Source organism: Bacteroidota bacterium (assembly GCA_016713925.1).
Taxonomy (GTDB): domain Bacteria; phylum Bacteroidota; class Bacteroidia; order AKYH767-A; family OLB10; genus JAJTFW01.
In genome coordinates, this window is the sequence record JADJOH010000002.1 from 1,323,844 (window position 1) to 1,337,062 (window position 13,219).

Annotated in this window: 10 protein-coding genes; 6 read left to right on the forward strand and 4 right to left on the reverse strand. The window is 42.9% G+C overall.

What is annotated here, in order from left to right:
* Positions 1–83: 83 nt before the first annotated feature.
* The 3 genes from IPJ86_05200 (at position 84) to IPJ86_05210 (ending at position 3,645) form a co-directional block, all read left to right on the forward strand.
* Positions 84–1,883, forward strand: a complete 1,800-nt coding sequence (locus tag IPJ86_05200) for a hypothetical protein (protein ID MBK7886708.1) — start codon at positions 84–86, stop codon at positions 1,881–1,883.
* 104 nt (positions 1,884–1,987) lie between these two features.
* Positions 1,988–2,191, forward strand: a complete 204-nt coding sequence (locus tag IPJ86_05205) for a hypothetical protein (protein MBK7886709.1) — start codon at positions 1,988–1,990, stop codon at positions 2,189–2,191.
* Between the two features lie 71 nt (positions 2,192–2,262).
* Positions 2,263–3,645 carry a hypothetical protein gene (locus tag IPJ86_05210; GenBank protein MBK7886710.1) on the forward strand — a complete coding sequence of 461 codons (1,383 nt, stop codon included), beginning with the start codon at positions 2,263–2,265 and terminating at the stop codon, positions 3,643–3,645.
* On the opposite strand, the gene IPJ86_05215 is transcribed toward IPJ86_05210, so the two are convergent.
* Positions 3,606–5,213, reverse strand: coding sequence for a T9SS type A sorting domain-containing protein (locus IPJ86_05215; protein ID MBK7886711.1), 1,608 nt, complete (start codon positions 5,211–5,213; stop codon positions 3,606–3,608). The genes IPJ86_05210 and IPJ86_05215 overlap by 40 nt on opposite strands.
* A gap of 273 nt (positions 5,214–5,486) precedes the next feature.
* Between IPJ86_05215 and IPJ86_05220 the strand changes: the two genes are divergently transcribed.
* From IPJ86_05220 to IPJ86_05230, 3 genes are all read left to right on the forward strand, one after another.
* Positions 5,487–5,669: a class I lanthipeptide gene (locus IPJ86_05220; GenBank protein MBK7886712.1), complete on the forward strand. Its 183-nt coding sequence runs from the start codon at positions 5,487–5,489 to the stop codon at positions 5,667–5,669.
* Positions 5,670–6,098: 429 nt separating this feature from the next.
* Positions 6,099–6,293, forward strand: a complete 195-nt coding sequence (locus tag IPJ86_05225; protein MBK7886713.1) for a class I lanthipeptide — start codon at positions 6,099–6,101, stop codon at positions 6,291–6,293.
* A 63-nt stretch (positions 6,294–6,356) separates the two neighbouring features.
* Positions 6,357–6,563 carry a class I lanthipeptide gene (locus IPJ86_05230; protein ID MBK7886714.1) on the forward strand — a complete coding sequence of 69 codons (207 nt, stop codon included), beginning with the start codon at positions 6,357–6,359 and terminating at the stop codon, positions 6,561–6,563.
* Positions 6,564–6,889: 326 nt separating this feature from the next.
* Here the strand turns inward: IPJ86_05230 and IPJ86_05235 are convergent, their stop codons facing one another.
* The 3 genes from IPJ86_05235 to IPJ86_05245 all read right to left on the reverse strand — a co-directional run bounded on the left by IPJ86_05235 (position 6,890) and on the right by IPJ86_05245 (position 13,219).
* Positions 6,890–8,032, reverse strand: a complete 1,143-nt coding sequence (locus IPJ86_05235) for a T9SS type A sorting domain-containing protein (protein MBK7886715.1) — start codon at positions 8,030–8,032, stop codon at positions 6,890–6,892.
* A gap of 803 nt (positions 8,033–8,835) precedes the next feature.
* Positions 8,836–10,953 carry a PKD domain-containing protein gene (locus IPJ86_05240; protein ID MBK7886716.1) on the reverse strand — a complete coding sequence of 706 codons (2,118 nt, stop codon included), beginning with the start codon at positions 10,951–10,953 and terminating at the stop codon, positions 8,836–8,838.
* A 235-nt stretch (positions 10,954–11,188) separates the two neighbouring features.
* Positions 11,189–13,219, reverse strand: coding sequence for an SBBP repeat-containing protein (locus IPJ86_05245; protein MBK7886717.1), 2,031 nt, complete (start codon positions 13,217–13,219; stop codon positions 11,189–11,191).

The following is a 13,219-nucleotide window of genomic DNA, read 5'->3' on the forward strand; positions in this document are numbered from 1 at the left end:
AAAACAAAGGTTTAAGCAAGAGATCCGCACGGCAAATTCAAATAAAAATCCCTACTTTTACCCATTAAACATAAAAACACAAGATGAAAAAACTATTACTATTTGCCTTTATCCTTATTGACCTAACAAACGTCAACGCACAAGGTTTGTTGGTAAGTCAGGCTACAAATTTCACTCCTGTTTCAAGCGGAGTGCGTCACATCAGCACAGTGGATTCAAATATTGTTTGGATCTGTTCATACGATGGTTCCGGTGGTGCTGCAAACCGCCAGGATTTCTCACGTACAATTGACGGAGGTACCACCTGGGCGGCAGGAACTATTACCGGTGCACCTGCAACACATGACTGGGCCATGATTTACGGATTAAATGCCGATACAGCATGGTCGGTTTTATACAGCACTTCAACAGCAGTTGCAGGTGGTATTTATAAAACTACCGATGGTGGTGCAACATGGACGCAGCAGGGCGCAGGGGTTATTTATAATAATCTTAGCCAATCTTTCCCTAATGTTGTCCATTTCTGGGATGCCAACAATGGTTTTGCCATGGGAGATCCGGAAGGCGGATTTTATGAATTGTATACCACTACTGACGGGGGAAGCAACTGGACCCGCGTACCGACAGGTAACATTCCTGCTCCTACAGCCGGTGAATTTGGTATTGTTGGACACTATGAAGTGCAAGGAGATACCATTTGGTTTGACACCAACAAAGGACGTGTATACCGCTCTGTGGATCGTGGATTAAACTGGACAGTTGCCAGTACAGGTATTACCGTTCCCACTAATAGCGCTATTGATATTTGCTTTTATTCATCCACCAATGGAATAGCCCGTTTATACAATGGTACTACAGGAGGGAACACCATGCGTGTAACTGCTGATGGTGGAGACACCTGGACAGTAGCCACTCCGGTTGGTAACTTCTTTGGTTCAGATGTGCAATCTGTACCGGGAACCGTTTCAAAACTGATCAGTACAGGTGCTGCAACCGGATTTATCGGATCTTCTTATAGTGATGATGGCGGATTGAACTGGACTGACATCGAAGTAGGTGCTCAGCGTACGGCATTGGGTATTGTGGATTCAACGCATATGTGGGCCGGAGGATTTACTAGCTTAACCGGTGATGGAATCTTCAAATATGTTATTGTGCCCACTATTCAATGTACCGACACAAGTATTTCTGCCGGAACAACTACTGCCAGTGTAACACAAGTATGCGTAGGTGACACTGTCAACTTTACAGCTACAGGAATTTTTGCCCCAACAGTAGGCGATTATGCCGGTGTCAGCTGGGTGATTACCACTGCTTCAATTAGTGGTAGCGCGAATCCACAACTTGAGCCAAGTTTATTCGCTAGTTATACTTTTAATTTCCCCGCTCCTGCTACCAGTACACGTTTTTTTGTACATAATGATACGCTGATTGATGGTAGTGTTGCTAAACCCTACGGTATTTATTACTGGACACCTTTAGTATTTGGTAATGCCATTGCAGCCAGTAATCCTCCGCTTTATCTAAATGATCTTGTTTTAGATGCCCAATGCATATTAACAGGAACATCCATTCCGGTTAATGTACTTGGCCCATTGGATCCGGCATGTGCTGTTGGTATTAACGAAGTGAATTCAGCTTTAGGCATCAGCACCAGCATCAACGGACAAAATATTGATCTGAAGGTGAACAGTGAGCGCAGTGGAATGGCGGTTATTGAAATCTTTGATATCAGCGGCCGTAAAGTAACCGGTCTAAACAGTCCTGTTTACAAAGGCGTAAACCATATTTTCATTGATGCTTCTACTTTTGCAGGCGGAACTTATATCGTGAAAGCAATGGTGAATGGCGTTGCCGGACAAAGTAAGATTGTAAAAATGTAATTTATTATCATTTCATAAAAAAGCCGTCTCCTCAAAGGGACGGCTTTTTTTATTGCTTGTGGATTAGAAAAATTAATTATCTTTAATGTGTTAAAATCTGACCTATGAAAAAATTGCTACTGCTATTACTCTTCTTCTGTGGTTCAATACAGAGCTTTGCCCAGTGTTTTGTTACAATATCCAGCCCTCAGGATGCTACCTGTGGCCAATGCAATGGAGTAGTGGAGGTCACTTTTTCGGGAGCTGTCCCGCCTTATGCGGTTAATTTTAACGGGCAACCTACAGGCAGTATTTCCGGGCACCATTAATCATTCCGAATGTTTGTCCCGGCTCTTATTCCATCAGCGTGACGGATGGAAACAATGTACTTTGTACGGGAATGATAAACGTTACTGTTGGAAATGTCGGGAATCCGGTCATGGTAAATTACGGGATTACAAATCCAAGTTGTCCGAATTGTGCGGACGGGATCATACAGGCACAGGTATTCGGAGGTACACCACCTTTTACCTATCTGTGGAGTAATGGAGCCGTAACCTCCAACCTTTTCGGACTTACAGCAGGAATTTATACGTTAATTGTAACTGATGCCAATGGATGCATGGAAATTGACACGATCACGTTGGGTAGTACGCTACCCAATTTACCTACCATCAGCGGACGTGTTTTTGTAGATGCCAACAACGATAGTATTTATTCGACAGGCGATATTCCTTTGGGGCAACAACAAGTCCGTTCGCTTCCATCCGGCACAATTACTTATACAACCTCGAATGGCGAATATTTCTTTCCGGACACCCCCGGAACCTATACCATTGAATATGTCACCAATCCTGTTTATTCCATCAGTAATGGCATCAATTCACATGCTGTAACACTAGGGGGCACATCGGTGACCGGATATGATTTTGCCCTGCAGCCGGACTCGTTTTTCAATAGCCTGGATGTATATGCATACAGTCCTCTGCCTCGATGTAATACGGTTTCCGCATTTTACATTGCTGTTATCAATAACGGAACCTTGCCCGACAGTGGTACTCTTGCTTTCAATTTTGATCCGCAAATGATATATTCTTCCTCCTGGCCGGTTGGTACAGTCACTGGCAATACGCTACTCTTCACTTACGATAGCTTACTTCCGGGACAGACGCAGACCTTCATAGGTAATTTCATGATGCCGGGGCCGGGAGCATGGTTGTATACCACAACGACAGGAACGGTATTTAGTCCCACAGGAATGGTACTGGCGACAGATACACAGACGTATAACAGATCCGTGCTTTGTGCTTTTGATCCTAACGACAAACAGGTCATGCCGGAAGGAGATGGTACCATTCACCGCGTTCCCATGGACACTGAATTGCGCTACCTGATCCGTTTCCAGAATACCGGGAATGATACTGCTTTCAATGTAGTGGTCACAGATACCCTTGATGCAGGATTAGACGAAAACACGGCTTATGTCATTGCTACTTCTCATCCTTGCTGGATACAGAAAATAAACGGAAATGTGATGCAGTTTAGTTTCGATAATATTTTGCTCCCGGACAGCAATGTGAATGAGCCGGAGAGCCATGGGTACGTGCTCTTCAAGATCAAGGGAAAGAACAGCAATCCTGATCCGACAGAGGTGTATAATAGCGCCAATATTTATTTCGATTTTAACCCGCCTGTGATAACCAACAGTACGATGACGACTTTTAGTAACAGTACTGTCGGCATTCAGGAGTTCCAGCGTCCGGATTTCAATATTCGCCCCTGATAGATTTTTTTGCCATCGGAAGAGATCATTCGACAAAGATAAATTCCATCCGGTTCCGCGTCTAAAAGCAGCTGGATTTCTTTACCCTGAACTTGTCTCCTGCAGATGGATTGACCCAGGCTGTTTACTACGGTCATTTGACAGGGTTTCTCTTCCGGCAGCGAAAGCGTAAATTGTCCTGCACCCGGATTCGGGCTGATGACTAACGGCAAGGGAGTTCCGAATTCTTCGAACCCTCCAAAAACATTCACACAGGTATCCACCGTTATGGCGGAATCATTGATCACATTAATTACTACAGGAGAAAGGCTGCCTACAGGAGTGACCAAAGGAGAATATAACGAAGAATTGTATATCGCAGAATTTTGAGCAGCTGGTTGTGAGAACATGCAAGAGATATCCGGCATTCCCATGGAGTCACTTTGTATAATACCCATTTCAAAATCAATGAATCCTGCATCCGGCTGGGGCTGTGTGACCCCCATCAATGGACCTGCCCCGGTAAAATGCCATTCACTATTGTCCGTTTCTATTGCATTGTACAAGCGCATATAAAATAGAGAAGACCAGATTGCATTACCTGAACTATCTAACCTGTTAGCTGTTCCGAAGAAATCGAAACCTGCAATAAACAGATATCCCCCTGCTGCAGCCGGATAAATGCGGTTTCCATTATAATTGATGAGACCTATTGACTGTTGAACATTCGAATACTCCTTTGTCCAGATCAGGTTACCTGAAAGATCTGTTCGCGACACAAAAACGGGATTTGACATTCCATAAAGGATATATCCATCGGGCAATACCAACACATCACTTCCTGATATAAAAAATCCTGGAGCGACGGTAGAAATTTTTCGAGCCCAATCCACGACACCAGCTGCATCAAGTTTTATCATCACAGCATAGGCGACAAAAGGGGAAAAATCTTCGAAATAGCCGGTAAAAATGCATCCACCATCCGGGGTTGCTTTAATTATGCGTCCGAAATTATTATTGTTGCCTCCCGAGTAGGTATTGGACCATAATAAATTTCCTGTCTTATCCATGCGGCAAACAAAAAACTGATTCATCCCTGAAGGAAGTGATGTAGCTGTCCCGCAAAACACAAAACCGGAGTCGGACATTAAGGCTGCCGAATACAGTGAAATATTATAACCGGTTTGACCCAATCTTTTTGCCCATAACACATTTCCATCGGCATCAATATTCATAATCAAGCCATCGAATCTTGAATTTGCCGGATTGGCCACAGCACCGACAGTAATATAGCTGCTATCGGGTAACGCCAGCAGATGATTCATTTCTACCTGCGGATAGATGGTTGCATTAGCAATATCGTAATATTTTATAGTGGTTACAGTACAAATAGAGTCGGTGCGAATAAAACAGCCGTCGCCGCCCGAATGCAGGCCTGCATGAATGAAGCCATGGTCAGGCAGTGGAAGCACCTCCATCGCGGTAAAAAATGCGGGAATGAGTTTATGATAAGTGGTGGGCTGGGAAACTGCTATCAATGGAAGCAGAAACAATAAGACAACTAATTTAGAGGGAGAGAAATGGAACATTGGCCCGGTGGTTATTGATGAGATAAAGTTATGAATTAAATGAATCGGTCGCACTATACTAATTTGAGGATGTATGACTCAGTAATATGAACCTGCGCATCGACTACGGAGTCTATCTTCTAAATATGAAGAGGTCATTTACAAAGCAATCAGGACCGAATACAAAGCCAAACGCCCATATGTAAATAGTTCTATACGGTTGGCTATAGGGCGACATACCTTTGACTTGTCAATCAACGATAACAACATCTAACAAATAAAAAAACAAACACCATGAAAAAGTCAATCAACAAACTCAGCTTAAACAAATCAACTATCTCCAACCTTACCAATTCTGATCTTGGACAAATTCAAGGTGGTGTAAAATCCAATAGTTGCATCAATACCTGGACATGCCCTACAGTAAGTTGCAGTGTATGGTGCCCTACTAAAATGGTTTGCACAGTGAAGCAATAATTTCGGGAGACTTCCAGGAGCTCGACTTTCATACGAGGCACTACTTTCCAACCAACAATAGAGAAATCCATTTGATGTAGTCGCGTTACATGTAACGCGGCTACATCAAATGGATTTCCTTCTTTGCATCTATAGCAACTATTTGCAAAGGCTGATATAGTAATTGTGTACGAGGGAACAGTTATTTTTCCATTCATGGCTGCATCCCGGTTCAAATAATCCCTGATAGACTGTGTCTATTTTTTCAGCATGGAAGATCTTCGGAATCACTTCACCATTTTCCATACTTACCTTTTACACAGCCACACTAACCATTTACAAAGCCAAACGCCCGTCTGTAAATAGTTCTATACGGTAGGGTGGCGGGCGACCTACCTTTGACTTGTCAATCAACGATAACAACATCTAACAAATAAAAAAACAAACATCATGAAAAAGTCAATCAACAAACTCAACTTAAACAAAATGACCATCTCTAATCTTTATGCCGCTGAAATGCATCAGATGGTAGGTGGAGGTAAAGGTTCCAATGCTCCGGTGATCTGCATGCCTCCACTAACTAAAACCTGTCCATCTACAGCTCCGGCAACTTGCTCTGCCTGTAACTGCACAGTTGTAAAATAAACCACCCTTAACTATGAACCCGTAAGTTCATTAACATCTCTAACAAATAAAAAAACAAACATCATGAAAAAGTCAATCAACAAACTCAGCTTAAACAAATCCACTATCTCTAATCTTAGCAATTCTGACCTTGGACAAATTCAGGGAGGTGCAACCGGCAAATGTGTTCCTAAATTAACCAACCCTTGTGGTACATTAGCTTGTTCCACTGTTTGTCCAACTAATGGTTGTTCGGTAGCCTGTGCATCAGCCTGGTGTACTATTAAATAATCATTCCTTTTTTTAGTTGCCCGTAAGCTGCTAAACTTATTACAGGTTTTTACAGGAGGTCATTTTTGATCTCCTTTTCTATATGTCATATATTTTGATTTCCTGTTTTCTATAAGAATTCGCCGCGATGGAATTCTTGTTATAAGTCAAAGATGCGGAGGAGTAAAATCAGTCTTATTCAATGGAGTTCCCTATGTAAAATAATTTGTCAGGACCTGAAGATTGCATTCAACTGCAGAATCAGGTAAAACTGTTCATTAGTTAAAAGGTAAAATCTTCACCCTCCTGAAAAACCAACCCGGATTAATTTAAATTGTCATCTGCTTTTAATACTTCACCACTTTACTGCTGAACGTTTCATCTCCTGCCTGAATCTGAATGATATAATTACCTTGCGCAAAATGGCTGCTATTGATTTCAATTTTATCATCATCCTGCTTTCCTGAGTACTCTGCATTAAAAACTATTTTGCCCGCAGCATCCTGAATACTCAGGTTCATTTTGCCCTTCAGGTTCCCGGGAAGAAATATGTTTATTTGTTCCTTTACCGGATTGGGATAAATGGTGAGTATATTGCTTGTGGAAATATCCCCTAATGCTAATGGAGTACCGACATTGCAGCCGGCTAAGTCATTATAAGTGGGGTTTGGGACCGGCATAGCGAGGGGAGTACCTAGTGAAGCGCTATTTCCTGAAAGCAACACCGGAACGAGTGTGTTGGGAAAATTGGGATGACCGGCACCAAAAGCAACGTATAGTGTGCTGTTGAGTAATAACATTCCATAGCTATTGCTAGAAACGAAATTAGCAGAAAACTTTCTCACGACTTGCCCTGAAGGCGAAACAATAAGCAGCGAGTCTGTAATTACTGTACCGGGGGTTGAAGGTCCTGTAAAAAACCATACATTTCCGCTATTGTCTACTTCAATATCTGCTACTGATATCCTCCGGTTAGGTCCTAATAAATAAACAGGCGACATGCCGTTGCTGAAATACCTTACGATTCCTAATGAAACATTATTAGAATCATACCAACTATAGTATAAGAAATTTCCATTGCCTCCGCAGTTATTTATTCTATTGGGCAAGGTGCTGAATGAGGAGGAATTCCATGAACCAAAATCATAGTAACGCGGTTCCCGTAAAAATTTTGAAGAATAAAAAGTAGGGCTGAACGATATCCCATCCAGATTATTACAATAGGCCAGACTGGGATCTCCCGATGTGGTCACAACACCTGCATTCAATACAACCACCGCTCCCCCGCTAATGGTCAGCTCATCTACAGTACCCGTGGAGGATCCGGCAGTGCCCCAAAAAACATTTGGAAAGCAAGGGATCCCAAGAGCGGAATTTTTTACACCTATTTCCTGACCGGTTCCGTTGAGCGGTTTCGGAACTGAGACTTGCTGACTATTTACGTTTATAGAAATAAGTGATAGTAGGAGTAGGGCTATTTGAGTTTTCATAGGATGATTTAGAAGTTGCTAAAGGTAAATAAATCAGATAAAATTATCACTGTTTATATTTATCCCATTCTTATGATAACATTACTGTTACAAAGATCTGGATCAAATTAAAAAGAAAATCCATGTGCATAGTTATAAATCGGTTTAAGATCCAGGATAAAAAGGGAGTAGTACCCTTCTACACTGAACCAGCATACAAGTCATAATTTTCATCTGAGAACAATAAGAGGCAGTGCAGAAAAAAGTCCTCCGTGTTTCTCCCGTGGACTCTTGGTGCCCCTGTGCCTGCCTACCGAAGCCTGCTCCTTCACTAAAGTTTTGGAGCACAAAGTACGCCGTCGCTAAAGCTTTGGCGCACAGTTAGCGAAAGTGGGGTAAAAAAGGAAAATTCCTTCGAGGAGGACAAACTCTATTCACCTGACTTTTCAATTACCATTTTTCGGCTTCTAATTTTTTCAAACAGAAATTATCGCTAGGCTTCGCGATTAAAGGTGTCTCGCAGAGTCGCTGAGCCGCAGAGAAAAGGAGGCGCAGAAGCAAACTAAAAATAATTTTAATACATAGCCCATCTTCAAACCTGTCTCCCGCCAGGAAGATCATTTCATTTTCAAATCGCGAGGCTTCGCGATCAAATCAAAATTTTATTTTTTTCGACGAAACACTTTCTACTTCAGTAACTCCCGTATTTCACTTTTTAAGGTTCAAAACCGCAAAAACTCGCATTTATTAAGGGGTATGCATTATTTCTGACACTAAAAAGGGTTGCCCTTCACAAGACAACCCTTTCTAATGACTAAACTTTTCTACCGGGCAATTACAAAAGGCATGCTGAATTCATTGTTTTTATCCAGGACCATGAGCAAATACACACCCTCTGCTTCCCTACTTAAATCCAATAGCTGTTGTTTTGACTCCGGAACACGTCGGAACACTTCTTTACCCTGATTATCCATTACAAGAATTAACGCGGCTTGATCCTTCATTGTCAATTGAAAAACACCTGTTCCCGGATTCGGGTAGAGATGAATTCCGGCGCTGTTGATTTCACCAATTCCGGAACAAGGATCGACCGTAATCACAGAAGTATCTCTTCCTATACAACCTGCGGTATCGGTATAAGCATAAATCACATTTTTATTTCCGACACCTGCTACGGCAGGGTCAAAAGTATTTCCTGTTACACCGGGACCGGAATAGGTTCCGCCTGCAGGGGTTCCGGGCGTTAGTGTAATGGGGGATGCTGTCACGCATACCAATGATTGTGTTTCCACATAAGACACTCCCTGCGGATTCATCACAATATTGATCGTGTCTACGGCAGTGCATCCATTGACATCGGTTACCAGCACTGAATACGTTCCCCCTGTCATCACCTGAATCGTTTGTGTTGTGGCTCCTGTATTCCAGATATAGGTACTCCCATTATTCCCGGCATAAATATTAACCAGGCTCTCACAAATATTCAAATCAAACCCAAGGAAGAGCGATGGTAAAGTAAACACCGTAGCTGTAATGGTATCTGCGGCTGTACAACCAAAGCCATTGGTAACTGTCACGGAATACAATCCGGATTGTGTTACCGTGATCGTTTGTGTTACTTCAGTTGTATTCCAGAGATAGGTACTCCCCGGATTCTGAGCGTCCAGTGTAATCGCTAAACCTCCACAAATTGAAACGGAATCATTCCCTAAGGATACAACAGGGTTCGGATTAATCGTAACATCAATGGTATCTCCTCCTGAGCAACCGGCGGCATCGGTCACCACAACATTGTAGGTACCGGTAGTGGTGACTGTAATCTGCGAGGTTGTAGACGCATTGCTCCAGGTATAGGTGGTATAGCTGCCGGGTAAACTTAAAACGGTGCTGCCGCAAGCCGTTACATCACTTCCCAGGCTGATAGGTAATACAGCAGGGCATACAGATATATTCTGACACTTTGTGTTCACCCCGCCGCAGGTATCTGTCACGGTAAGGCAAACAGTGTATAAACCAAATGTTGAATAAGTATGAGAAGGATTCTGGCTATTATCCAGTGGTGAGCCGTCTCCAAAATCCCATGACCAGCTAACGGCATTCTGAGAACCATCGCTGAAATCTACTGTAGGATAGTTGATCGTATAGTTATAAGCCGCCAGTGCAGGTGCCGGGCAGATGATGACGGTGGTACAAACAGTATCGCTTACGCAAGCTCCGGTGATATAACTGCAAACAGTATAATTACCGGGAGAGGGGAAAGTATGTGTAGGATTATAGGCGGTATCTAACGGCGATCCATCACCGTAATCCCAGACAGAAGTAGCTCCTGAGCTGGCTCCGTTGGTAAAGGAATAAATGGTACCACCCTGCCAGGTGGCATATACATTGATGCTATAGGTAGTGTCATAGTATAAAAACACCCTGCTGATACTTCCTGCAGCTTCTGTCCAGAGATCCTGAGGGCTGGTTGTAGACAAAGAGAACTGCATTCCCAACCGTTGAATGGTAACCGGGAAACCGTTAATATCAGAAGTGGAGGGTGATGTGGCATAGGAGTTCACATCACTTCCGGAGGTATTCTTTCGTACACCCAACACCCCGATTATATCTCCGGGAGCCACTTCAATATTCAATGCCTGTATCCCGGTATCCGGATTATTTTGGGTCAGATACAGCACCGTAAAATTATTGGTCACTGTACTGTAAAGCGGAGGGGCGGAGTCGAGTTTGACAATGGCAATACTTTGATCTCCCGTTGCGGCATCAAAGGGCACCTGGGCACCGGTAATAGTAAAACAGGTGGGAGAAGTAAACCAATATCCGCGTACACTACCGGAAAATGTAGTGTTTTGAGCCGGTAATGGCATCTGAATGGTGTTTTGTGCAAGAACAAACATACAGCTGCCTATCAGAATCAATAAGCTGAGTATACTTTTTTTCATGGGAGTTAAGTTTCTAGGTTGAATAACAAACATAGTAAAAATTCGAATTGAATGAAATGAAATGTTAATTTAATAAATATTCCCTCATAAAAAGGCAAAAACGCGCAGATTTTCGGAATAGATTCCCGTTCTTTTACTTATTCTTGAAAGGCTGGAAAAAATGAAGTACAGTTCCGCTATAGAACAAGTAGAGACTGATATTTCATTAGGTTAAATATGATGTTATGAATTGTCATTAGTTTAGCAATCTAAACACCTTCTTTTCATTCCCGAACAATACAACCAACAGATAACTTCCTTGTGGTAGTAAGGAGAGGTCAATATTTGCATAACCATCCGCGGAAGTGCTACCATCACTTAATCGGCGTCCGTTCATATCCAGAATGCTGTAGTTCACCGTTGATAAACCTGCACATACCAGGGTATATTTTCCGGTTATCACCGGTACAAGGGTACATGAAATGCTATTTGATCGATTTAAAACCACTGCGATATTCGATAGCTCAGGAGTACCATTATAATCCACCTGCCGCAATTGATAATAATTTAAACCCGGCAATGGGGATATATCTATAAATTCGTACGCTATCGGCGCTGTTGTAGTTCCATTTCCATTTACTTTTCCAATCAAGGTAAAATTATCCGCTTCGCTACTCCTCCATATTTCAAAATAATCATTATCACTTTCTGAAGCTGTATTCCAATTCAACTGTATTCCCGACTTCTCCTGTCTGCCGAAGAAATTCACAAGGTCTACCGGCAGTGGGCTCAGTGAAATTCCAAACTTTGTAAAAAAGGTATTATCTACTGACGAAGGGGCGGTCAGATTTGCTATACCTGATCCCGGATCAAAATCAACTGTGGCTGCACTAAAGGCATTACCGTTAAAGATGCCTGAATAATACAGATACCCGGTTTTTACCGCCATACTCGATTTATATCCTGCCACGCTGCAATAGCAAGTATGACCGAAAACACCGGCCCATAGATAATTTCCATTCCAATCATATCTGCCCAGCACGTTATAATAAGGAGGAGGAAGTCCACCGGGAATAGTAAGGGCGGCGACACCTGCACCGGGATCCATATCGATAGCCGCTCCATTAATATTTCCATAACTTCCCGAGATAAAAAAAGTATTGTAAGCATCGATGACAATGTCGAGATTGGCTGTATTCAATGGAAGACCTTTTACCCAAATAAAGTTCCCTGCTCCATCGTAACGGAGCACGAAAGAATTTGCGGTTATGCCAGACGTTAGTGTGTTAATCCCCACTCCTGCATTGAAATCTACTGTCGCATTAAAAATTCCTGTTAGAAAAACATCTCCTCCTCCTGCAACTGCAAGAGCGGTGCAGAGATCAATCCACGTCCCTCCGGCACTCCGTGACCACCCGTAATTTCCGGCCGGATCATACTTCGCGAAAAACATATCCTTGTTCCCATTCGACACCAGATTCATTACCCCGGCTCCCGGATCAAAATCTGCAGTACCATTAAAAGACCCGGCAATAAAAATATTTCCACTCCCGTCCAACGCTATGTCACGAATATCGTCATCGTTAAATCCTCCCATTTGCTTCACCCATTGAAAAATCCCTGCCCCATCATATTTCAATAAAAACATATCTGTTCCTCCCGATGAAGTCCGGGAAATGATACCCGGACCCGGATCAAAATCGACTGTTCCCGTAAAATTTCCGGCGACATACACATTTCCTGCCGGATCTGTCACCACCTCATTGCCTCTGTCATCAGTGGTACCACCCATTGTATTCGCCCAAATAAAATTCCCATTGCCATCCAGTTTTACCAGGTACATATCCGTACTTCCTGCAGCCGAACTCACTGAGAACACACCGGGACCCGGATTAAAATCTGTAGTTCCGGAATAAAAACCGGTGATGTAAATATTGCCTGAGATATCCATAGCAATACTATTATTCCCGTAGGAAGCTGCAATAGCAATATTCTTTACCCATAAAAAATTCCCAAGGGCATCGTACTTCGCCACATAGGCATTGCAACCGTAGGGGACGGGTGTTACTGAACAAACGGCAGGTCCCGGATCGAAATCAACAGTGCCAAAAAACACCCCGGTAATATATACATTCCCTGCAGCATCTACAACAGCACCTCGCTGAATAGACTCTACATTACCAAGTGTGGTTTTTGCCCAATTGTACACCGGCATCTGTGCCTGCACGGCTGTCCATATCAAGAACAACCCTACTACCATTACTTTAACTCTTATAGAATACTTCAT